The sequence below is a fragment of the Thalassospira sp. A40-3 genome, assembly GCF_015871485.1.
Taxonomy (GTDB): Bacteria; Pseudomonadota; Alphaproteobacteria; order Rhodospirillales; family Thalassospiraceae; genus Thalassospira; species Thalassospira tepidiphila.
In genome coordinates, this window is sequence record NZ_CP065428.1 from 13,965 (window position 1) to 36,375 (window position 22,411).

The 22,411-nt window shown below is 56.9% G+C and carries 17 protein-coding genes; 15 read left to right on the forward strand and 2 right to left on the reverse strand.

Annotated elements, in window-relative coordinates:
- Genes IT893_RS00055 through IT893_RS00070 form a run of 4 tightly spaced genes read left to right on the forward strand, consistent with a single transcriptional unit; the run spans position 1 to position 4,770 of the window.
- Complete coding sequence (locus tag IT893_RS00055; protein ID WP_197146429.1) at positions 1 to 834, forward strand: ABC transporter permease; 834 nt, start codon at positions 1 to 3, stop codon at positions 832 to 834.
- Entirely contained in the window at positions 831 to 2,450 is a 1,620-nt protein-coding gene (locus IT893_RS00060) for an ABC transporter ATP-binding protein (RefSeq protein ID WP_197146430.1), read from the forward strand. The genes IT893_RS00055 and IT893_RS00060 overlap by 4 nt, the downstream gene beginning before the upstream one ends.
- Positions 2,447 to 3,352, forward strand: coding sequence for a glyoxylate/hydroxypyruvate reductase A (locus IT893_RS00065; RefSeq protein WP_197146431.1), 906 nt, complete (start codon positions 2,447 to 2,449; stop codon positions 3,350 to 3,352). Before IT893_RS00060 ends, IT893_RS00065 begins: the two co-directional genes overlap by 4 nt.
- Positions 3,353 to 3,378: 26 nt before the next feature.
- Positions 3,379 to 4,770, forward strand: a complete 1,392-nt coding sequence (locus IT893_RS00070) for an amidase family protein (RefSeq protein WP_197146432.1) — start codon at positions 3,379 to 3,381, stop codon at positions 4,768 to 4,770.
- A gap of 117 nt (positions 4,771 to 4,887) precedes the next feature.
- Here IT893_RS00070 and IT893_RS00075 read toward each other — a convergent pair whose 3' ends face one another.
- Entirely contained in the window at positions 4,888 to 6,093 is a 1,206-nt protein-coding gene (locus IT893_RS00075; protein WP_197146433.1) for a glycosyltransferase, read from the reverse strand.
- On the reverse strand, positions 6,090 to 6,590 hold the full coding sequence (locus IT893_RS00080) for a MarR family winged helix-turn-helix transcriptional regulator (RefSeq protein WP_197146434.1): 501 nt from the start codon (positions 6,588 to 6,590) through the stop codon (positions 6,090 to 6,092). Before IT893_RS00080 ends, IT893_RS00075 begins: the two co-directional genes overlap by 4 nt.
- A 328-nt stretch (positions 6,591 to 6,918) precedes the next feature.
- Here IT893_RS00080 and IT893_RS00085 point away from each other — a divergent pair, with 328 nt between their 5' ends.
- The 11 genes from IT893_RS00085 to galE all read left to right on the forward strand — a co-directional run bounded on the left by IT893_RS00085 (position 6,919) and on the right by galE (position 22,358).
- A complete protein-coding gene (locus IT893_RS00085) occupies positions 6,919 to 8,733 on the forward strand; it encodes a type I secretion system permease/ATPase (RefSeq protein WP_197146435.1) in 1,815 nt (604 codons plus the stop codon).
- Positions 8,730 to 10,112: an HlyD family type I secretion periplasmic adaptor subunit gene (locus IT893_RS00090; RefSeq protein ID WP_197146436.1), complete on the forward strand. Its 1,383-nt coding sequence runs from the start codon at positions 8,730 to 8,732 to the stop codon at positions 10,110 to 10,112. Before IT893_RS00085 ends, IT893_RS00090 begins: the two co-directional genes overlap by 4 nt.
- 331 nt (positions 10,113 to 10,443) lie before the next feature.
- Entirely contained in the window at positions 10,444 to 11,238 is a 795-nt protein-coding gene (locus IT893_RS00095) for a calcium-binding protein (RefSeq protein ID WP_063085941.1), read from the forward strand.
- 70 nt (positions 11,239 to 11,308) lie between these two features.
- Positions 11,309 to 13,546: a glycosyltransferase family 2 protein gene (locus IT893_RS00100; protein ID WP_197146437.1), complete on the forward strand. Its 2,238-nt coding sequence runs from the start codon at positions 11,309 to 11,311 to the stop codon at positions 13,544 to 13,546.
- Positions 13,543 to 14,388 (forward strand): class I SAM-dependent methyltransferase, encoded by an 846-nt coding sequence (locus tag IT893_RS00105; protein ID WP_197146438.1) that lies wholly within the window; start codon positions 13,543 to 13,545, stop codon positions 14,386 to 14,388. Before IT893_RS00100 ends, IT893_RS00105 begins: the two co-directional genes overlap by 4 nt.
- A complete protein-coding gene (locus IT893_RS00110; protein ID WP_197146439.1) occupies positions 14,385 to 15,650 on the forward strand; it encodes a glycosyltransferase family 4 protein in 1,266 nt (421 codons plus the stop codon). The genes IT893_RS00105 and IT893_RS00110 overlap by 4 nt, the downstream gene beginning before the upstream one ends.
- 20 nt (positions 15,651 to 15,670) lie before the next feature.
- Entirely contained in the window at positions 15,671 to 16,459 is a 789-nt protein-coding gene (locus IT893_RS00115) for a hypothetical protein (protein WP_197146440.1), read from the forward strand.
- A gap of 61 nt (positions 16,460 to 16,520) precedes the next feature.
- Positions 16,521 to 18,716, forward strand: a complete 2,196-nt coding sequence (locus IT893_RS00120; RefSeq protein WP_008888995.1) for a hypothetical protein — start codon at positions 16,521 to 16,523, stop codon at positions 18,714 to 18,716.
- On the forward strand, positions 18,703 to 20,025 hold the full coding sequence (locus IT893_RS00125; protein ID WP_197146441.1) for a glycosyltransferase family 4 protein: 1,323 nt from the start codon (positions 18,703 to 18,705) through the stop codon (positions 20,023 to 20,025). The genes IT893_RS00120 and IT893_RS00125 overlap by 14 nt, the downstream gene beginning before the upstream one ends.
- Positions 20,026 to 20,063: 38 nt before the next feature.
- Entirely contained in the window at positions 20,064 to 21,254 is a 1,191-nt protein-coding gene (locus tag IT893_RS00130; RefSeq protein WP_008888997.1) for a polysaccharide pyruvyl transferase family protein, read from the forward strand.
- A 108-nt stretch (positions 21,255 to 21,362) separates the two neighbouring features.
- On the forward strand, positions 21,363 to 22,358 hold the full coding sequence (gene galE, locus IT893_RS00135) for a UDP-glucose 4-epimerase GalE (RefSeq protein WP_197146442.1): 996 nt from the start codon (positions 21,363 to 21,365) through the stop codon (positions 22,356 to 22,358).
- Positions 22,359 to 22,411: the final 53 nt, after the last annotated feature.

Consider the following 22,411-nt stretch of genomic DNA (forward strand, 5'->3'; position numbering starts at 1 on the left):
ATGTGGAAACGTTTCAGAAGCAATATGGGCGCCATGATCGGTGTCGCCTTGCTGATCTCCGTGATCGTCATCGCGCTGATCGCCCCCTTGATTTTCTCTGATGGGCCTTGGCAAATGGTTCAACGCCCGTTCCTCGCACCCTTTGCTGTTGATGGTTTGCCCCTGGGCACAGATACACTTGGCCGAAATGTGGCAGCCCAACTGGCCTATGGCGCGCGGGTTTCCCTTCTGGTTGGGCTGGTTTCGACCGTGGTTGCCTTGCTGATCGGTGTGCCGTTGGGCGCGTTGGCGGGGTTCTATGGTGGCTATGTCGATGAAGGCGCAATGCGCTTCACCGAGTTTTTCCAGACCATCCCGAACTTCGCACTGGCCATCGTGCTGGTGGCGATTTTTGAACCAACCTTGACCTCCATCACCATTGCGATTGCGATTGTCAGTTGGCCGCCCGTCGCCCGTCTTGTCCGGGCCGAAGTCATGTCGGTGCGCACCCGTGAATTTGTCGATGCGGCGCGTCTGGCGGGGCTTTCAAAACCGCGCATCCTGATCCAGCAGGTGCTGCCAAATACGGTCTCGCCGATCATTGTCATGGCGTCGCTGATGGTCGCGACCGCGATCCTGCTTGAAAGCTCGCTCTCGTTCCTTGGGCTTGGCGATCCGAACGCGATGTCGTGGGGATATATGATCGGGGCTGCCCGCACTGTCATCCGCACCAGCTGGTGGCTCAGCTTCTTCCCCGGCATTGCCATCGTGATCACCGTTTTGGCGCTCAACCTGATCGGTGAGGGGCTCAATGATGCCTTCAATCCGCATCTGTCGCGAAAGGGCAAAGCATGAGTGCGACACTGACAATTGAACGGCTGACAATCGGCCTGCCCGAAGGAGCCGACCGCCCATTCGCGGTCGAAAATGTCAGCTTCGACATCGACAAGGGACAGATCCTTTGTGTGGTTGGTGAATCCGGCTCTGGCAAGTCAATGACGGCCAATGCCCTGATGGGGCTGCTCCCGCAAGGGGTAGAGGTCAAATCAGGCCGGGCGATGTTCGAAGCCCGCGATGTCTTGCGCCTGCCAGAAGCCGACAAACAGGCGTTGCGCGGTGCCCAGATCGCCATGATCTTTCAGGAACCGATGACAGCACTCAACCCGTTGATGCGCATTGGCGACCAGATATCAGAGGTCTTTGCCGCACACGGTCTTTATACCCAGTCCGAACGCCGCAAACGCGCATTGGACCTTGTGCGCGAAGTTGGGCTTCCCGATCCGGAAAAAATCATCCGCGCCTATCCGTTCCAGCTTTCAGGTGGTCAACGCCAACGCGCGATGATTGCCATGGCATTGGCGTTGGAGCCCAAGCTCCTGATCGCCGATGAGCCTACAACCGCCCTTGATGTCACCACCCAGGCACAGATCCTGAAGCTTATTCTCGATCTGCGCAAAAAGCGTGGCATGGCCGTCATGTTCATCACCCATGATTTTGGCGTGGTCGCCGAAATCGCCGATCAGGTGATTGTCATGCGCGAAGGCAAGGTCGTCGAACGCGGTGATGCGGCATCGGTTCTTGATAACCCGCAGCACGACTACACCAAACGTCTGCTTGATGCCATTCCGACCGGAAAACTTCCGGAAGCACGTGAACTAAGCGATACACCGGCGCTTGAAATCAAAAATCTGCGTAAAACTTTCCGGACGGGTGGTGGTTTGTTCAAACCCGTCCGCGAAGTTCATGCGGTCGATGATGTCTCGCTTACGGTGGCGCGTGGCGAGGTGCTTGGTCTTGTCGGCGAATCCGGGTCGGGCAAGTCGACATTGGGCCGAACAGCAGTTCGGCTGGTGACACCGGATGGCGGTCACGTCATGGTCGGCGGGGTTGATCTTGCCGCACTGTCTGAGGAAGAACTCCGTCGTCAGCGCAACAAGGTCCAGATGGTTTTTCAGGATCCCTACGCGTCGCTTAATCCGCGCCAACGGATCATGAGTGCCCTGACCGATGGTCCGATCAATCGCGGCGTTCCCAAGGAAAAGGCTCAGGCCAAGGCAAAGGAACTGCTCGAAATCGTTGGTCTGGGTGCCGATGCAGCCATGCGCTATCCGCACGAGTTTTCCGGCGGGCAACGTCAACGCATCGGCATTGCCCGTGCGCTTGCCATGGAACCCGAACTGATCATTGCCGATGAAGCTGTGTCTGCACTTGATGTGTCGATCCAGGCACAGGTGCTTGATCTGTTGCGTGATTTGCGTGAACGCCTGTCTTTGTCGATCCTGTTCATCACCCACGATCTGCGGGTTGCCGCACAGCTTTGCGATCGCATTGCGGTGATGCAAAAGGGCAAGCTGGTTGAAATTGGTCGGGTCGATGAAATCTTCCTGTCGCCGAAACAGGAATATACCCGTCAACTTCTCGCCGCCGTTCCCGGTGCGGACTGGGCCCAAACCGAAGAAGTGCCAGCATGATTGGCGTTCTGTCTTGCAGCAAAATCGATTTGCGGGGTATTTACGGCCCGCATTTCGATGCCCTGGCACCCGAACTGGACCTGCATCTGCCCGGCGAGATCGACCGACCCGAAGACGTCAGTTTCATGGTCACCTTTGTCCCGGCGCCGGATGCCTTTACGCGCTATCCGAATTTACGCGCGATCTATTCGGTGGGGGCGGGTATTGATGCCATCATGGCGTGCCCATCCTTGCCACCGGGGGTGCCGATCCATCGGGTAGAAGACCCGGATCAGGCCCTGCAAATGGCCGGTTTCGCCACCTTCCATGTCCTTTGGCACCATCGCAATATGGGCAATCTTCTTGCCAATCAGAAAATCGCGCACTGGGAACGCCAGCTGACCGGGCTATCTCCCCGTGCAAAGCGCATTGGAGTTCTGGGGTTTGGTCTGATGGGCCGTGCGGTGGCAAGGGCACTGGTGGCCTTGGGCTATCCGGTCGCAAGCTATTCCCGATCCGCCCCAAAGCCATCCGAAGACGGGGTAACGCATTATCGTGATGGCGGGTTTGATGATTTCCTGGCCCAAAGCGACATTCTGATCAATGTGCTGCCGCTCACCGATCAGACCAAGGGTCTTTTGGGTGCCGAAAATCTGGCAAAACTGCCAAAGGGTGCCGCCCTGATCCATTTGGGCCGCGGTGGGCAGGTCGATGAAACCGCCCTTGTTGAGGCCCTTGATCGTGGGCATTTGTCGGGCGCGTCGCTCGATGTGTTTGAAACCGAACCCCTGCCGGCCGGACATCCGCTTTGGCACCATCCCAAGGTTTTCGTCACCCCCCATGTCGCCAGCATTTGCGAACCAAAGGCGACCGTTCTGTCGATCCGCCGAAACCAGCTTCAGTCCGAGCCGATGACAGCTTAACCCCAATCAACAAGGTAGCGCCCCACATGACCAGCGATCCGAATTCCCTGTCTGCCCGCGAACTGGCCCGCCGCATCAAAAACCGGGAAATGCGCGCCACCACGGTCATTCGCCAAATGCTTGATCGTGTGGCGCGGGTCAATCCGGCCATCAACGCCATCGTTCAGGATTGCGCAGATGAAGCCATGCAAGAGGCCGAACTGCTTGACGCCCGCATCGAGGCCGGGGACGCGGTCGGTCCCTTGGCTGGCGTCCCGGTCACGATCAAGGTCATCTCCGATCAGGCCGGATATGCCACCACCAATGGCACGACCTTGGCTTCGGATTTGATCGCAAGCCAAGACAGTCCGTTTTTGCGCAACATGCGCAGCAAGGGCGCGATTGTGATTGGCCGCACCAACACACCCGCCTTTTCCTATCGCTGGTTTACCTCCAACAAGGTGCATGGCACGACGCTTAATCCCCATAACCCGGCCCTCACACCGGGTGGATCCTCGGGCGGTGCGGGTGCCGCAACATCGGCCGGATTGGGTCATATCGGCCATGGTACGGATATCGCGGGCTCGGTGCGTTACCCGGCCTATGCCTGCGGCATTCAGGGATTGCGCCCGACCCATGGCCGCATTCCAATGTTCAACCAGACCGGCGGTGATCGTCCGATTGGCGCACAATTGATGGCGGTATCAGGGCCGCTGGCGCGCAGGGTTGATGACCTGCGGCTCGGGCTTGAAGGCATGGCGGGCTATTCCCCCGATGATCCCTGGAGTGTGCCGATGCCGCTGCGCGGCCCCGATTTTGCCAAGCGTGTTGCCCTTGTCACCCACCCCGGGGGCATTGACACCGATCCGCGCATTCTGGCAGATATCGAACGTGCCGCCGAGATTTTCCGCGCCGCTGGCTGGTCCGTGGAAACCCCGGAAATCCCCGAAATTCGCGAGGCCGTCGATCTTCAGATCGACCTGTGGCTTTCGGACGATCACGAGGCCAAACTGAAAGCCGCCCGGGCCGAAGACGATCCGGGCGCGATTGCCCTTCTCGAACACTACGCCGATCGCGCCGCCGCGATTGATAAGGACACGTTTAGTAAGCTCTTTCTCCGCCGCTCGGCCCTGATCCGCGACTGGCGTGCGTTCCTTGAAGATTATCCGGTGGTGCTGATGCCGGTTTCGGCCGAACTGCCCTTCCGCAAGGACGAGGACCTTGAAGGTCCCGCAACCCTGACCCGCCTGTGGAAGGCACAATTGCCGCAAATCGCCATTCCGTTGCTGGGGCTTCCGGCGATCTCGATCTGCTCTGGCGTCGAAAAAAATATCCCCTCGGGTGTTCAACTCGTCGCCGCCCCCTGGCGCGAAGACATCTGCCTGACAGCCGGCGAGGTGCTTGAACAGGGCTTCGGCCTGTCGCAGATGACGATGTGATTACTGTTCGTTTGAATTTCTATTTAAGTAATCATCTAATTTAGCTTGAAGCGAATATGCAAAAGCCAAAGGTGACGTAGGTTTCATCTTTGGCTTTGCTTTTGGCATGTGATGCCGTCATCGGCTTTTTCTGCCAGACGCCATATTCTCGATCAGGGTCGTTTGCCGATCCAGACACCGTCGAAGGTCAAAGTGATTAAGGATCGTCTTGCGGGCCCGTTCACGCAGGGGTGTCAGGTCGTCACGATGGGCAAGACAGAACGACATTTTCATCGCCAGTGCATCGCTGTCCCAGAAATCGGTCAGTAATCCGTTCTGCCGATCACGGATCATATCGTGACACGGGCCGGTGTCCGAGGCAATCACAGGCGCACCACACGCCATGGCTTCCAGCACCGACCACGACAAAACAAACGGATATGTAAGGTAAACATGCAACGAACTGATCTGGTACATCCGGATCAGTTGGTCATGGGGGATCTGGCCCAGAAAGTGGATGCGTGACGGATCAATCTGCGTTTCTGCCATCATCACGTCGCGCCAAGTCCGTCCGTCCTTGCGCGCCTGTCCATAACTGACGCCATCGCCCCCGGCGATCACGAACTGCGCATCGGGATTTTGCTGGGCCAGTTTGGCGGCCGCACGCATAAAGGTCGGAAACCCGCGATAGGGTTCAAGATCGCGCGCGACATAGGTAATTACCTGATCACGCGTGGTCAGCACCCGCCCATCGGGCAAGGTCAGGCTGGCGTTTGGGTTTGGCTGGCAGCGGTGGGTATCAATCCCGTCATGGCAGACACCGATCTTGTGGTGATAGGCCGCCGGAAACGCCGATTTCTGCCATTTGGTCGGGCTGATGGCGGCATCAAGCTGATCAAGTGTGGTCAGTTGGGCGGCATTGCGCACGCGAAGCTGGGCGCGTTTCGCCAGCGTGATCTCATCATCCGGGTCAAAGCCGACGTCGCGCCCGGTGGCGTGATAATAATGCTCGCAATAACCGATCAGGGGTGTTTTGGGCAAAACGTCGCGGGCAAACATCATGCTGCCCCAACCGATATGGCCGTAAACAATGTCCGGCGCGCCTTCTTCGCGCACAAGGCTTTCAAGGGTTCTGGCAGCCTTTAGTCCCACATCCTGATGATATTGCGCAAACGGTATGGCCGGCGGTGGGGCTGTGACAGGCTGGCGGAGTGTCCGGATGCCGGGCAGGCGCACATTCATTGCTTCGCACAGGAAGGAAACCTGCCATCCGGCATCGGCCAGATGGCAGGCAAGATGTACAAACTGTCCCGGTCCATGACGATGAACAAGGACAATCTTCATCGTCTGTTTCGTGCCTCCTGCGCGGCGACGGACCCATTGATGGGAACACCCCCGTACCTGAGCGTCTGTGTCCAGAATTCTTCCAGTCTGCGCAACGTACGCAGCGCTGTTTCCATCTCCTGCTGGTCTTCGAGATTGTTGGTCAGGGCGTCGTGATATTCTTCGTGGAATTCGTGCAATGCCTGGCAGAGTTCATGGCCCTTTTTGGTCAATTTCAAACGGGCAGAACGCCTGTCCCGTGCCATGACCTGACGTTCGATATAGCCCGATTCCGCGAGCTGTTTAAGATTATAAGACGCGTTTGAACCCATATAATGGCCACGATCAAGAAGATCGCGCACCGAGAGTTCATCTTCGCCAATGGTAAAAAGCAGCGCCACTTGCGCCGGGCTGATGTCATCCTTTCCGAGTCGAATGAGATCTACCCGTAACAAATCCGCAAACCGCCGATAGATCCGCTCGACGGTATTTGCCAGTTCAAGATGAGTGACGGTCATGAGTTTCGATCCGTTATCTGGTCCCAAGCGAGAGTTGATGCCAAGGCGCAATTGCCCTGACACAAATTTCGTATTGGGGAAGATAACAAGACGTTGTTCTTGAACAATTTTTCCGAACGCCTCTTTCTTCCCGCAGGTTTGCTCGTTGTTCGGAAGTAATTCGAAAGTGTTTTTATTTTTGAATTACTTCCATTGTTAATGTTTTTACATTGTCTAATCATCAACATGAGATCGACATATTTAATTTTATTGTATATCATCCTGTCATCGCAACTATGTGATTAGATTGCGGAAAAACTATGACTTTTGCTTAATTGGATGATTTTCGATGCAATTTCGCCGCAAAAAGCTGGCAAAACCGGTGGATTCGCCTGTGAATTCGCCCGTGAATGCGAAGGAAGCCCGGCCTGAACTTGATGCAAGATCGGTCATTCGCGAGGCCCGCTTTACGTTCGTCCGCGGGCTCGGATGGGCCGGTGTCATGAGCGGCTTCATCAATATCCTTCAACTTACCGTGCCGTTGTTCATGCTTCAGGTGCATGACCGCGTGATCAACAGTCAAAGCACCGATACCCTGCTGTTGCTTCTGGTGATCGCGGTCTGTGCGATCATTCTCTATGGCATCCTTGATTTCGTGCGCGCGCTTGTCTTTCAGGAAATGGCAAAGTCGCTTTTGCGCCGGTTGAACCTGCCGGCAATTTCGGCGGCGATGCGCGTAGCACTTGAAAAAGGATCGCTGCACGGCACCCAGGTCCTGCGCGACCTTTCTGATCTGCGCAACTTCATCACCGGCACTACCATCGCCGCCCCGCTTGAAGCGATCTGGTCGCCGATTTTCCTTTTCGTGATGTTTGCCCTGCATCCCTATTACGGGATTGCCGGGCTGGTGGCGGTTTTGACCCTGATCGGGTTAAGTCTGCTCGGTGATGTGATGGTCCGTCAGGTCACCAAGGAAGGAACAGACGCCAATCTGCGCAATATCGGCGATATCGGATCGACGGTTTCAAACGCCGAAGTGATCGAGGCAATGGGCATGATGCCAGCCCTTGCGCTCCGCTGGCGTCAGGCACAAATCCACGCCAGCGAGTTGCTTGATGTCGGCAACGTGCGCAGCAAGGGCATGTATTCCATCACCCGTTCTGCCCGGTTCGGCATGCAGATCATTGTTCTGGCCATGGGCGCTTACCTTGTCATTCAGGGCGAAACCACGCCCGGTGCGATGATTGGCGGGACCGTGATCATGGGGCGGCTGTTGCTGCCGTTTGATAATGTCACCCGCGACTGGCGGGCATGGGTCGGGGCGTTTTCATCTTGGAAACGCATTCGATTGATGCTCGAAGAAAGCCAGTCCGAACGCGAAATCAAACCAACCCCGCGTTCCGAAGGTCCGCTGGTTGTCGATAATCTGGTTTATGCCGTCCCGGGGTCAAATGTGCCGGTGCTGCGCGGGATCAGTTTCGAACTGTCGCCGGGCGATATATTGGGGGTGGTCGGGCCGTCTGCGGCCGGGAAATCAACCCTTTCAAGATTGCTGGTTGGCACGGCAAAGCCTGCGACGGGCGGTGTCTATCTTGACGGCCACAATGCCTATCTCTGGGAGCGCGGATCATTTGGCGACATGGTCGGCTATCTGCCGCAATCGGTATCGCTTCTGAACGGCACCATCCGCGACAATATCAGCCGCATGCGCGATGCAAGCCCGCGCAAGGTGATCGAGGCTGCCCGTGCCGCCGGTGTGCATGAAATGATCGGTCGATTGCCGCTGGGCTATGACACGCCGATTGGTGCCGGTCGACATACCCTGTCTGGCGGGCAGCAACAACGCATTGCATTGGCGCGTGCACTTTATGGCTGGCCGCGTCTGCTGGTGCTTGATGAACCCAACGCCAATCTTGATGCCGAGGGCGAAGCATCCCTGATCCGTGCCGTGCGCCACGCTGCTGATTCCGGTGCCATGGTGGTGCTGATCGCGCACCGTCAAAGCATCATGCAATATGCCAACAAGCTTTTGGTGATGCAGGACGGACGGGTCAAACAGTTCGGCGAACGAACGGACGTGATCCGCAATCTGTCCAATGAAAGCGACGACATCAAAAGTCTGCCCCCGGTAAAGCGTAAACATGAAAACGGAGGTGCGGCATGACCCGTGTCATTAATCTTGAAGGCGGCGGCGCGGCACTCCCGGCCGAGGAACCGCAAGTCGCCTGGCACCAGATCCTCTCGGAAGAACGCGAAGCATCGCGCCAAAGCCTGCGCAAGCCGATCCTTGCCGGATTGTTCGTCATTATTTTGGGGTTTGGCGGGTTCCTCACCTGGGGCTTTACCGCTGAACTCGATAGTGCGGCTGTCGCGACCGGCTCGGTGATTGTCGATTCCAAAAAGAAAGTCGTTAATCACTATGAGGGCGGCATCCTCAAACAGCTTCTGGTCGAGGAAGGCGAAAAAGTCACCGCGGGCCAGACCCTTGCCCTTCTCGATGGCACACGCAGCGAGTCGGAGCTCGGCCAGTTGCGCGGCGAACGGTTTGGTCTGATGGCCAAGCTTGCCCGATTGCGCGCCGAACAGCGCGGGCAGGGAAACATCACCTTCCCACAGGAACTTCTCGCCAGTGACGAGGCCTATGTCGCCGATATCCTCAGCGATGAAAAACGCCTGTTTGCCAAGCGCAAGGAAGTCTATGCCGCCAAACGTGATGCCCAGGCCAAACAGATCGAACAGTTCGAGGCCGAAGCCGAGGCACTGGTCTCACAGATCAAGGCCCGCACACGTCAGGAAAAGCTCGTCGCCGAACAACTTGCCGGGATTCGCCAACTGGCCGAAAAGGGCTTCGCCACCCGTACCCAACTGGTCGAGATTGAAAATAACTGGTCGGATCTGGTCGGCGATATGGGCGAATTCAAAGCCCAGCGTGCCGCCGCCCAACAACAAAAGGCCGAAGCCGAGATCAATCTCGCCTCGATCGAAATGGAATGGCAAAGCGATATCGCAACGGAAATTCAGGAAGCCCAGCTTGCGCTCAATGATGTCACACAACGCATCCGGGCAAGTCAGGACGTGCTTGATCGTCTCGAAGTGCGTGCACCCCAGGCCGGAACGGTTGCCAATATCCAGATCAGAACCCCCGGCGGTGTGATCAGTCCGGCCGAACCGATCATGGATATCATCCCCGAAGATGAACCACTGGTGATCGAGGCACGGATCAACCGACAGGATATCGACTCGGTCCAGGTCGGATCAAAGGCGCAAATTCGTCTGACCGCCTATAGTCAGCGTCGACTGGCCCCCCTGAATGGCGAGGTAAGCTATGTTGCCGCTGACCAAACCGTCGATGAACAGCGCGATGCGTCTTACTACATCGTGCGGGCGACGATTGATCCGGCCGAACTGGCAAAACATGATGACATCAATCTGCGTCCGGGCATGCCAGCCAACATTCTGGTTTTGAAAACCCCGCGCAAGGCCATCGATTACCTGATCGATCCCATCACCCAAAGCATGGAAAAGGCCTTCCGCGAAGAGTAATCCTCCCCCGCGACATGCGGATTTAACTTGGGGTCTTTCCCGGTTCCTCACCGGATTGACCCTTTTCTTTTCAAGTATAGATCGAATTTTGAACAAAATAATAAGCAAAATTGAAATAGTATTCAGACAATAAATGTAATGAATATCAAACTAAGTCATAATGTTGACAAAATAAAACCACGACAATACCCTCCAATGATAAAGTAAAAAAATATAGGATTTCTGAGTGGTCGTTTCCACGGGGCTCAGAACGTCCAGAGGGAACGGCCATCCTCTCGTGAGGGAAATATCCCCACGATGTCATTAATGTTGGGACACGAAGGAGGATTACATGGCAACTCTCGAAGGCGGCGCCTTTGATGATGCGCTTCTCGGATCTCGTTTCAGTGACGTCATTTTCGGACGTGGCGGAGACGATACAATCTTCGGACAAGGTAATGATGACGTGCTGTTTGGCGAAGAAGGCGATGATGTCTTGTTCGGCGGATCGGGCGACGATGTTGCCGTTGGTGGCGAAGGTGATGATGTCCTGTTCGGTGGATCGGGTGACGATGCACTGATCGGGGGCGACGGCAGCGACCTGATGATGGGTGGCTCCGGTGAGGATGTTCTGTCAGGGGGTGCGGATTCCGACATCCTGCTTGGCGGTTCAGACAATGACGTTCTCGACGGCGGATCAGGCAATGATGTCCTGATCGGCGGTGCAGGCGACGATATCGTTCTCGGCGGTGGCGGAGACGATGTCATGCTTGGCGGTTCTGGAGACGATGTGCTTCAGGGCGGCGAGGGTGATGACCTGATGCTTGGCGGCTCCGGGGATGATGTCCTCGAAGGCGGCGCAGGCGATGACATCATGTCTGGTGGTTCCGGTGCAGACACCTTTGTCTTCTCCGGCGGCGGCGGCAACGACGTCGTACTCGACTTCCAGGCTGGCGAAGACATGCTTTCCATTAGCAGCAACATCAACGACACCGGCATTGCAAGTGCCGATGACGTCGCTGCCCGTGCAACGCAAGTCGGTGCCAACACCGTCATCGATCTTGGCAATGGGGATTCGATTACCCTCAACAATGTCGATGCCGAAGACGTACAGGACGATCCGGACAGCTTCTTTAGCGTCCAGTAATCCGTTGGCGGCGTCCGCAGCTTCGGCTGCGGGCGACCCGTCCTGAACTTCAAGTTAGTGAAAGATTGTCATGCTTGAATTTGCCTCGTCCGATGCAGTGCGGACGACCGGCGAAGCGCCCGGTGTTTGCCTGCTGAACCCTGATACGTTGTTGTTAAGTTGGGATACACCCACCCGTTTGTGGGAAGTTCCCCGGCTTGAAACGATTGATGGTGCTGCGATTTCACCGCAGGCCACATTGCGGTTGCCACTTGACGGGGGCGGGACCCGGTTGTTGCGCGTCATCCGCCGTCCCAAGGATGAACCGATCACAATTCTGGCCGAGGCCGGAACGCTGGGCCGCAAGGACGAGATCACAATCGATCCCGATGGCGATTTTGAATTTGCCAGTGCATCAACGCTGCTGAACGGGGTGACGCCTGCCGGGCGGCTATCGCTGGTCTCGACCCTTCTGGGCATGTGGGCCAGCCTGTTTCGACTGCGCCTGTCCAAAAGCTACAACAGTTTCCTTCTTCAACTGGTTGCCGAGATTGTTGATCGGCCAAAACCGGCCAAGGCGGTCGCAAAGCTTTCCGGTGAAAAGATCCTGCTGGCAACCGCTTTGCCCGATGCCTTTCACGATATCGAGGCCGTCTTTATTGTCGCGCCCTCGGGGTTCAAGCGTTTGACGCAGCTTCCCCATATCAGCAAGACCGGGCCGCGCGGGCAGAAACTGGTTTACTTGATTGCCGACCAGCCAAGCACCGCATCCGGGGCCTATATGGTCGTGACCGGTGTGCGCACCCTTGCCATTCGCCATCTGCCCGATGTCTCATCCCTGCCGTCTCTGGCGCGCTGGTGGCAGACCAAGGGCAAATCGGATGCCGATTTGCGCGAATATATCATCGGGTCGCTTGCCCGTGCTGACATGAAATCAAGCAAGGCCGCGATTGAATTCCAGCTCCGCTGTCCGCTCTCAAGCCAGCGCGTCTCAGGTGGCGGATCGCTTCCCAGTGGCGAAGTCGATCTTGCGGTCACGACCGCGCGCGGCACGTTGATTGGCGGCTGGTATCGCGATCCTGTCGATATGATTGCCAGCATCGATATTCTCGATAGCAACGGTATCGCCCATCCATTCGGCGACGGGTTTTATCGTTATCAGGGCAATGTACAGGACGATGGCCAGACAGTTCCGGCAACCGGTTTTGTCGGCTTTTATCAGGATATCCAAAGCCCGGTTCCCATCCTTCAACCCCGAAGCCTGATGCGCCTGAAATCGGGCAACCGCCATCTGATGGTGCCCCCCGCGCAGCCGATTGACCCGGCCGAGGCCCGTGCCCGCATCCTGCGCGCCGTCCCGCCGCAACACCTGACAGCAGAGATTATTGAAAACTGCCTGGCACCGGTGATTGGCGACTTGCAGCAAAAACTGATGGCCTCTGCCAAGGTTGATCGGGTGATTGATATCGGCACCCCGCATGAAGACCCGGATGTGTCGATCATTGTGCCGCTCTATCGTGTTCTTGGTTTCCTGCGCGCGCAAATCGGCGCCTTTGCATGTGATGACTGGGTCGCGAAATATTGCGAACTGGTCTTTGTACTCGACTCCCCCGAACAGGCCGAAGAATGCGAACATCTATTGCGCGGTCTGCATGTTCTCTATGGCATCCCGATGCGTTTGGTCGTGATGACCCGCAATGGCGGCTATGCCCGGGCATGTAATGCCGGTGCGCAGAACGCCAAAGGCCATTATCTGGCGATGCTCAATTCCGATGTCATTCCCCATACGCCCGGCTGGGCACAGGGGATGGCGTCAAAAATGGGCGGTCCGGATGAGGTCGCAGTCGTCGGGCCGAAACTTCTGTTTGAAGATGGCTCGATCCAGCATGCCGGGATGTATTTTGCCCGCAATGAAAGCGGCAAGTGGCTGAATTATCACTATCACAAAGGCATGCCCGACCAGTTCCGGGATGCCAATATTGAACGCTCGGTCCCCGGTGTCACCGGTGCCTGCATGATGATCCATCGCGATGCCTTTGACGCGGTCGATGGCTTTACCGAGGACTATGTCATTGGCGACTACGAAGACAGCGACCTTTGCTTGAAAATTCGTAAGGCCGATTTCGACATCAAATACGTCCCCGATGTCAGCCTCTATCACTTCGAACGCAAATCGATCTCGACCCATGCCGATTACATGCGCGGGGTGGCTGCCGAATATAACGCCTGGCTGCATGCGTCGCGCTGGGCGGATGCGCTCGAAGATCTTCACACCAACGGTGTGCCGCAAAGCCGATCGCAAAAAACCCCCAACGGAGAAGCGGCATGAGCCAGGTTCTTGCACTGTCCGAACACCAGTCCCCGCTGAATTCTGATATGGCTGATACCCATCTTTCCTGGTTGTGCGAACAGATCATTTCCAACCGTTTCCTCCCGGTCCCGCCCGAAGAAGACGTCTTTGTCGGCGATGGCGATTACCGCGCCATCGGGGCGGAATTCCTTGGTCATTTCGTGCGCATGGCCGGGCTTAAAACCACCGAGGATGTTCTTGATATCGGCTGTGGCATTGGCCGGATTGCCGTCCCCCTGACACAGTTCCTCAACCCGAAACAGGCGATCTATCGCGGCATGGATCCGGTGCGCGGCGGCATTGACTGGTGCAAGCGCGCCATCACGCCAGCCTATCCGAATTTCCGCTTCGAGTGTTCGGACATCAAGAACGAACTCTACAACCCCGAAGGCGAAATCAGCGGGCGTGGCATGCGACTGCCCTTTCAGGACGGAACATTCGATTTCACCGCAATGATCTCGGTGGCAACCCACCTGCCGCCAGACGAAATCGAAACCTATTGTTCCGAGGTCTTTCGTGTGCTGCGCCCGGGCGGTCGGCTGTTTTTGACCGCCTTTGTCATCCGCGAAGATGACGACCCGTCAAATCCCGACCGCGATGCACGCCTCAAAGGCTTTGAGAAGGCCGAAGGTCAGCCTTGCTGGCACCTGCGCGGTGAAAACCCGATGGCGGCCGTCGGCATCGACGATGCGTTTCTTGAGGGTGCCCTGACCGATGCCGGGTTCGATATCCACACCAAAAGCTTTGGCACCTGGCGCGGCGAAACGGCCGCCCATTACCAGGATTTCCTGATTGCCCAGAAACCACGGAGGACCGCATGAATCCCCGGATAATGGTGCTTGCCCATAATCACCCCGATCTCCATCCGGGTGGGACTGAAATTTTCGCCCATGATCTGTTTCATGCCTATAAGCGTGCGGAATGCGATGCGCTTTTCATCGGGGCGACCAACGATGTTCACCGCGAACGCCGCCCGGGCACAAGTTTTCAGGCGATCAATGATGCCGGCGATGAAATGCTGTTCTGGGCCGGGCATTTTGACCGCTTCAACATGTCCCAGACCGATCTTTATGCCGTCGCCCCGGATTTCGCGCGTCTTTTGAAAAGCTGGGCACCGGATGTGGTGCACATCCATCATCTGGTCCTGTGGGGCATCGAATTGCCGATGCTGATCCGCCGTGTTCTGCCGAACTGCAAGATCGTGATGACCCTGCATGACTATTATCAGATATGCCCCAATGACGGCCTGATGATCCATCGCGGGACCAAAACCCGCTATACCAAGGCCGACGCCACCGGGCGTCTGTCCGGCCTTGATGGCTTTACGCCCGATCAACATGCGATGCGCGCTGTCAATCTGCGCAACCATCTGCGCGCGGTTGATCATTTTATCTCGCCCAGCGAGTTCCTTCGCGATCGCTATATCGAATGGGGCATCAGCCCCGACAGGATTTCGGTAATCAACAATGGTCGCCCGACTGTCCCCGCCGCGCCCAAACGCGATATCGGGGCGGCCGGCATGCCTAATGTCTTTGGCTATTTCGGCAATCTCAACCCGTGGAAGGGCGCGGATGTCCTGCTTGAAGCCGGGCGAATTCTTTCGGCAGACGCGGTCGACTTCAATCTGCGCATTCATGGTGCGGCCCTGTATCAGACCGATCAGTTCACCAGTCGCATCGCCGATCTGGTCGAACAAAGCGGCCCGCAGGTAAGCCATATCGGCGCCTATCAACGCGAAGATATCCCCGATCTGATGGCACGGGTCGACTGGGTCGTTGTGCCCTCGATCTGGTGGGAAAACGCGCCTCTGGTCATTCAGGAAGCCTTCCAGCATGGCCGCCCGGTGATCACCAGTTCAATTGGTGGCATGGCCGAAATGGTCCGCCATGGCCATGACGGCATTCATGTCCGCCCCGATGATCCGGCCGAACTGGCCCGGGTGATGAAGGACTGCGCAACCAATCCGAAACTCTGGAAAAAACTGTCGGGCCATGTCCGGCCCCCGGCCGGGATTGACGATGTTGCCGAGCAATATCTGGCGATGATCCGCCGCATGGTTCGCCCTGATTTTGTTGCCGCCTGACGTTTAACAAGGAGGCCACTATGGCTGTTGCCGAAAAACAGACGATGGAAGAAATCCCGACGCCGGCCCCGACCCCGGCGTCAACAGGTGCGCAAGATGCCGAACAAACCGCACCGACCCTTGAAGGGCGGGTTGATGCCATTGATCAGAACCGGCTCTATGGCTGGGTCTGGTCGCCGCAAAGCCCGGACGCCCGGATCGAGGTGGTCGTGCGCCTGAACGGTCATGCCCTGCTGCGTGAAACCGCCGAAAACGAACGTGTCGATTTGCGCCGCAACGGTATCGGCGATGGAAAACACGCGTTCGAAGTCGAATTGCCCGACGCTGCGGTTGCCAGTGTCGAAAGTCTGACGGTCTGTGCCGTCATGCCCGGCACCAAGGAAGAAATCACGCTGCGCATCCCGTCGCAAAGCGAACAGGAAGCCCACACGGCGCTCAATGCCCCGCTTGGCAAAATTCTGGATCGTCTGGATCGCCTGCTGGCCGCACAGCACATCTTGCAAAACGGCCAGCGCGAAGCCGCCAAACGTCTGGTCAGCGCGTCGAAGCGGATGGATGAACTGGCGTCCGCCGATGATGGCATCGAGGCCGGCGTGAAACTGGTGCGCAACGGCCAGGAAGAACTCTCAAGCCGGGTCGATGAACTCGAAGTCTTTCTGGTGCGCTTTGACAAGTCACTCGGTGGCTTTGACGAACGCCTTTCGGCCCTGACCGCACGCCACACCAATGATCTCAAAACCCCGTTGCTGATCCTGTCCTGCCTGATTGGTGTGACCACCGGGTTGGCAATCGGCGCCTTTGTCTGGTGATCGCCATGGCACGGCAATCATTTGCTTTGAAACACACGCGTAAACACAAGGAGGCCTGGGCATGACCGAACAGCATGGAATGCCACTGGATGGCAGAACCGTCGTCGCCGCCTTGGTAGATGAAGGTCTGGCTTTGATGGTCGGGGTGGGGAATGCCCTGCCGGCAACGATTGATATTTACCTCAACAGCCAGTCTGACGCCAAAGTCCAGGCATCCATCATTTCATGGCGCCGCCACGATGCGGAACCCGACAATGCCTATGGCTTTGTGGCCCTTTTGCCGATGAAGGATGTCTCCGCACGTCGTTTGAAAACGGCCCTGTTCCGCGGCGCGGGCAAGCCGCGTGAATACCGCATCGACAATCGTCAGCAGCGCATTGAGGCGGTTCTGTCCTCTGTTGCCGATCAATCCGGCCCGGCCTTTGCCACCGTGATTGATGGTTTGATCGAAGCCCTGCTGGCCGGCGATCCGGATAAAAAACGCCTCAGCAAGGTGGCCGCACTTGTGCAAAGTGCCGCGCGCAGCAACGGCTTTATCGAAGTACTCGGCGGGCTCGAAGAGGGTGATGTCTATATTCAGGGCTGGTCAAGCGGCTTCCCCACCGGACGCACCCGCGTCATTGCCATGGCGGATTCTCCGATACTGGCGGAACTGACCAGTGCCGATTTTCAGCGCGATGATCTGGGCGACGAGGCATCCGGTGTAACCGGCCTGATGCTGGGCGATAAGCCGATCAATCCGAAAAAACTCAAACGGGTTTACTTCCGCGGCCGCGACACCTGGTACTCGATCGAGGTGTATCAACACCGTGTTCTGGTCGCACCGCCCGATGTTCCGGCCCATATTCGCTCGGTCCTTGATCGTGTGCGCGCACCGGAAAAAATCCTGCATACCCTTAAAATGGCCGCACATCGTTTTGATGGCCGCGACACGGTCTCCGAACTCGATCGCCCGGTCCGCATCGGCATCGATTTCTCTCTTCTGATCGAAGGAAGCGGGGTGTTGATTTCCGGCTGGATGCTTGATCCCGACCGGGCGGTCAAGGATGTGTCACTGCGGGTTGGCGGTGAAGTCGTCCGTATTGACGATCACTGGACGCGTCAGTCACGCGCCGATGTCACCGATGCCTTTGCCAATGACCCGATGTTCTCTGGCATGAACCCGGCCCGGAATAATCACGGCTTTTTGGTGTTTTGCCCGTTGGATGTTACCCCGCCATCCGATCAGGCGACCTATCTTGAACTGGGCATCACCGATGCCTTTCCGGCCTATTGCCCGCTGAACCCGACGCGTGCGTCCGCCCGTCAGGCCCTTTCACGGGTTTTGCCCTCGCTTGATCCGCGGTCGGTCACGGCCTCAAACAGTATCGAACGTCAGTTTGGTCCGATGTTACAGGCCATGACGGCACAGCGCCCCTATGCGGTGGATATCCATGATATCGGCGACTTTGACGAAGACGCGCCGGTGACCCTTGTGGTCGGTGTCGATGACACGATCAATGATATCGGCGTCACCATTGCCCTGCTGGGCCTTGATAGTGCCACCCGCCATCTGCCGATTGTCATTGCCGGGCCGGTCGAAAGTTTTGATCAGGTTGGCAGCGAAATCTTGCGCCTTGCCGCCTTTTACAAACTCAACACCCGGATCGTTTTCGCCGAAGGGGTCGAAGACTATTGCGATGCGCTCGAAGTGGGCGTTGATGCCACCAATTCCGAAACAGTCGGGCTGGTGTCGGCACACATTCTGCCGCGCGATGATGGCTGGTTTGATCAGTTGCATGCCGCCTATATCAAACGCGGCAACAAGGTTCTCGTATCGCCGACCATCCTGTTTGAAGACGATTCTGTCCGTTGGGCCGGGACCTGGATCAACAGCAATGCCAATGGCGGGCAGTATCTGTCGGATCGCTATGTCGGCTACCCTTGCGCGGTTCTTGCCGATGCCCAACCCAGCGAAGTCAGTGCCGGCACGTTGGAATGCTGCATTCTGCCGCGCAAGGCCTTCAAGGACAGTGACGGCTTTACCCGTGGCTATATCGGCCCAGCGGAAAAAAGCCTCGACCTTGCACTCAAGCTGCGCATGGCGGGGACGCCATCCTACTGGATCCCCGATGTCGAAGTACTGGGCAGCGAACAATCCATAAGCAAAGCCCCTGCCTGGGAGGAACTATCCAATCGTCTTGACCGCTGGGCGTTTGATCGCCGCTGGTCATTGGTCGTTTCAAACTTGCGGAGCCACAACAATGCCGTCGACTGATTTACGCGTCCTCGTTATTTCGCACGGCCATCCCAGCATCTCGCTGGGCGGGGCCGAAGTGGCCTCCTACAACCTGCATAAAGGGTTGAACAAGCTCGACGGGGTCGAAAGCTTTTATCTCGCCCGCGTTGGCAATCCCGTGCCGCGTCACGGGGCCTCGGCCCTGATGAGCCTGCGGCAAAAGGAAAACGAAATCCTTTATCACGCGGAAAACTATGATCACTTCCTGCTCTCAAACGGTAGCACGGATGAAATTGATCGCGATTTCCTCCGTTTTGTGAAGGATTACGAACCCGATGTCGTGCATTTCCACCACTATCTCGGCCTTGGGCTCGAAACCATCTATGCCATTCGCGAAGCCCTGCCCGAAACCGCGATTTTCTTTACTTTCCACGAGTTTTTGACGATCTGCCACAATCACGGGCAGATGATCAAAAGCGGCGGAACCAAGCTGTGCAACCGGGCCAGCCCGATTGATTGCAATGGCTGTTTCCCCAATATCTCGCCAGCCTCCTTCCTGCGGCGTGAACGCTTCATCAAGGCGATGCTGGAACTGGCCGATCACTATGTCTCGCCCAGTGAATTTTTGGCTAACCGCTTCATTGACTGGGGCATGAAGGCCGAAAAGATGTCGGTGATCGAAAACGGTCTCGACATCAATGAACGGGCCAAGGACCGCCCGCTTTCCAAAACCCAGCCGCGCCGGTCGCGCTTTGCCTTCTTCGGGCAACTGACGATGTTCAAGGGGGCTGACATCCTTCTGGATGCGGTCGGGCGTGTGCCTGATGACATCTGGGGCGATGATGCGCGGCTGATGATCTTTGGCGGCAACCTTGATCGCCAACCCAAGGAATATCAGGACAAGGTCCATGACCTGATCGAAAAGGCCGGCGAACGTGTCCGCTTTTACGGGGCCTATCAGAATACCGAAATGCCCAAGCTGATGGAACTCGCCGACTGGACGATCATTCCCTCGATCTGGTGGGAAAACTCGCCGGTCGTGATCCAGGAAGCCTTCTTCCACGGGCGTCCGATGATCTGTTCGAACATTGGCGGCATGGCCGAAAAAATCACCGACGGTGTGAATGGTCTGCATTTCCGGGTCGGAAGTGCCGAAGACCTTGCTGATCGGATGATCGAAGTTCTCAGCGACAACAAGATCTGGGATCGGATGCGCGAGGGAATACCGAGCGTGATGACCTATCAGGAATGCGCCGAGCAACATCTCGCGCAGTATCGGGAGGTTCTGGAAACGCGCCGTATGTCCGCAAAGGCTGCGAGCCCGCAAACCGTGGCAAGCACGGCATGAATTCAGAACAAAAACGTGATCAACCAAGGAGAGACAACATGGCGCGCGTTCTCGTAATGATCCCGTCCGGCGAAGTCTACGACCACGACTGCGTCCGATGGTACAACTATCAGGATGTTCAAAAGAGCATCAATCACTACCACAATATCGGGGATGCCTTTGTCTTCGATTCATCGCTCAAACTGATGAATTACGACAAGCTTGGTGTCTTGCCGATTGCCGATCCCAAGATGGAAGACATCGACCGCCTTCGCGAGGAATATGACTATGTCTTCCTGCGCGGCTCGAACTACATCCATTCCGATATGGACTGGCGCAATACCATCGACGTTCTCAAGCGCCTGAAATTACCCGTGTTGGGCTTTGGTATCGGTGCGCAGGCCCCGGTCAAAGGCAAGATCGAACTGTCCGAACAGACCAAAACGGTCCTGCGGATGATGGCTGATTCCACCACCTCCATCGGTGTGCGCGGGGCCTATACCGCACAGGTTCTTTGGGATCTTGGCATCACCAATGTTCGCATTGTCGGCTGCCCGACCGCGTTTAGGCAAAACAATCCCGACATGCGCATCAAGCTGCCATCGCTCGATAGCGTGAAAAATGTCGGCATTACGCTGCGCCGCGAAGTTTCACCGGCCTATGCCCAGGACATCAAACGTTACCTGACGTTCCATCGTGATCTGGTCAAACATCTGGCCGACCGGTTCGATGACATGACCCTGATGGCCCAGGGCGAACCCGAAGAGAAAAAGCTCGTCTTTGGCAGCAACGCCCAGCGCGAAGAAGCCATGCAGGCGCTCAAAAACAACGACTGGGTCAAGAACTGGTATCTCGATGACACGATGGAACGCCTCTATCGCGAGAAACTGTTCTATTCCGATGTCGTATCCGATTACGAGGATCTGGTGCGGACCAAGGATTGCGTGCTGGGCTATCGCCTGCACGGCAATCTGATGGCGCTGTCGAACGGTGTTCCGTCGATTTACTTCACCTATGACAGCCGCACGGTCGAATTCGCCGAAACCTATCAGATCCCGTCCTATGACGTGTTCTCGGAAAAGGAATTCGTGCTTGAGGATTACTGGAATCAGGATCTGTTCGACAAGTTCAACCGCGCCTGGTTCCAGACCTATCGCGAAATGGCGCAGTTCCTGACCGAAAACAACATCGATCACAAAATGGTCGATGTCATGAAAGCTGATACGCAGCCTCAGCGAAAGGTCGCGTGATCCCACCCGGTATGGCCGTTCTGGTGACCCGGATCGGGATCGCCGGGCGGCCGTGCCTTCCAAAGCAGCCTGAACCAAAACAGGCAACATCAACAAGGAGACACGGCAATGACTGTACTTGTAACAGGTGGCGCAGGGTATATCGGCAGTCACGCGGCACTTGCACTTCTCGATGGCGGGCGCGATGTCGTCGTGCTGGATAATCTGAGTCAGGGGCATCGCTGGGCAGTGCCAACCGGGGCGGCGTTTGTCGAAGGTGATTGTGGCGACGAAGATCTGGTGCGTCGCGTCATCGCTGAACATGATGTGACGGCGATCATGCATTTTGCCGGGTCGATCATTGTCCCGGACTCGGTCATCTATCCGCTGGAATATTATCGCAACAACACGGTCAATTCGCGTGCGCTCTTGCAAGTTGCCGTGGATAGCGGCGTAAAGCATTTCATCTTTTCCTCGACCGCGGGGGTTTACGGCGAACCAAAAGCCACCCCGATTAACGAGGACTTTGCCCTTAAGCCGATCTCGCCCTATGGCACATCAAAAATGATGACCGAAAAGATGTTGGCCGATGCCGCCATCGTCCATGACTTGCGCTATGTCGCGCTGCGGTACTTCAATGTTGCCGGCGCCGATCCCAAAGGCCGTTCCGGCCAGACATCGCGCAAGGCAACCCATCTGATCAAAATCGCAAGCCAGGCGGCAACCGGGACGCGTCCGCAAATGGCCATTTACGGCGAAGATTACGAAACCCCCGATGGCACCTGCATTCGCGATTACATCCATGTATCCGACCTCGCCAATGCCCATGTTCTGGCCCTTGAATATCTTGAACGCGGCGGCGAAAGCGACGTGATGAATTGTGGTTATGGGCGCGGTTTCTCGGTGCGCGAAGTGATCGGTGCGGTCAAAAAGGTGTCTGGCGTTGATTTCGAAGTCGAACTTGCCGACCGTCGCCCCGGTGATCCGGCAGCCCTGATTGCTGCGGCTGATCGTATTCGCCAAAAACTCGGCTGGACCCCGGTTCATGATGACTTGGATGCCATCGTGCGCCATGCCCTTGATTGGGAACAAAGCCTTAAATCCCGCGAGGTCAGTGCGGCTTAACCACACCTCGCAAGACCTGCACTTCCAAACACGAGCAACGGTTCGAAACAACG

What these genes read in the sequence shown, in the direction of transcription:
- IT893_RS00055 (WP_197146429.1), top strand. Translation starts at nt 1, where the DNA reads ATGTGGAAACGTTTCAGAAGCAATATGGGCGCCATGATCGGTGTCGCC.
- IT893_RS00060 (WP_197146430.1), top strand. Translation starts at nt 831, where the DNA reads ATGAGTGCGACACTGACAATTGAACGGCTGACAATCGGCCTGCCCGAA.
- IT893_RS00065 (WP_197146431.1), top strand. Translation starts at nt 2,447, where the DNA reads ATGATTGGCGTTCTGTCTTGCAGCAAAATCGATTTGCGGGGTATTTAC.
- IT893_RS00070 (WP_197146432.1), top strand. Translation starts at nt 3,379, where the DNA reads ATGACCAGCGATCCGAATTCCCTGTCTGCCCGCGAACTGGCCCGCCGC.
- IT893_RS00075 (WP_197146433.1), bottom strand. Translation starts at nt 6,093, where the DNA reads ATGAAGATTGTCCTTGTTCATCGTCATGGACCGGGACAGTTTGTACAT.
- IT893_RS00080 (WP_197146434.1), bottom strand. Translation starts at nt 6,590, where the DNA reads ATGACCGTCACTCATCTTGAACTGGCAAATACCGTCGAGCGGATCTAT.
- IT893_RS00085 (WP_197146435.1), top strand. Translation starts at nt 6,919, where the DNA reads ATGCAATTTCGCCGCAAAAAGCTGGCAAAACCGGTGGATTCGCCTGTG.
- IT893_RS00090 (WP_197146436.1), top strand. Translation starts at nt 8,730, where the DNA reads ATGACCCGTGTCATTAATCTTGAAGGCGGCGGCGCGGCACTCCCGGCC.
- IT893_RS00095 (WP_063085941.1), top strand. Translation starts at nt 10,444, where the DNA reads ATGGCAACTCTCGAAGGCGGCGCCTTTGATGATGCGCTTCTCGGATCT.
- IT893_RS00100 (WP_197146437.1), top strand. Translation starts at nt 11,309, where the DNA reads ATGCTTGAATTTGCCTCGTCCGATGCAGTGCGGACGACCGGCGAAGCG.
- IT893_RS00105 (WP_197146438.1), top strand. Translation starts at nt 13,543, where the DNA reads ATGAGCCAGGTTCTTGCACTGTCCGAACACCAGTCCCCGCTGAATTCT.
- IT893_RS00110 (WP_197146439.1), top strand. Translation starts at nt 14,385, where the DNA reads ATGAATCCCCGGATAATGGTGCTTGCCCATAATCACCCCGATCTCCAT.
- IT893_RS00115 (WP_197146440.1), top strand. Translation starts at nt 15,671, where the DNA reads ATGGCTGTTGCCGAAAAACAGACGATGGAAGAAATCCCGACGCCGGCC.
- IT893_RS00120 (WP_008888995.1), top strand. Translation starts at nt 16,521, where the DNA reads ATGACCGAACAGCATGGAATGCCACTGGATGGCAGAACCGTCGTCGCC.
- IT893_RS00125 (WP_197146441.1), top strand. Translation starts at nt 18,703, where the DNA reads ATGCCGTCGACTGATTTACGCGTCCTCGTTATTTCGCACGGCCATCCC.
- IT893_RS00130 (WP_008888997.1), top strand. Translation starts at nt 20,064, where the DNA reads ATGGCGCGCGTTCTCGTAATGATCCCGTCCGGCGAAGTCTACGACCAC.
- galE (WP_197146442.1), top strand. Translation starts at nt 21,363, where the DNA reads ATGACTGTACTTGTAACAGGTGGCGCAGGGTATATCGGCAGTCACGCG.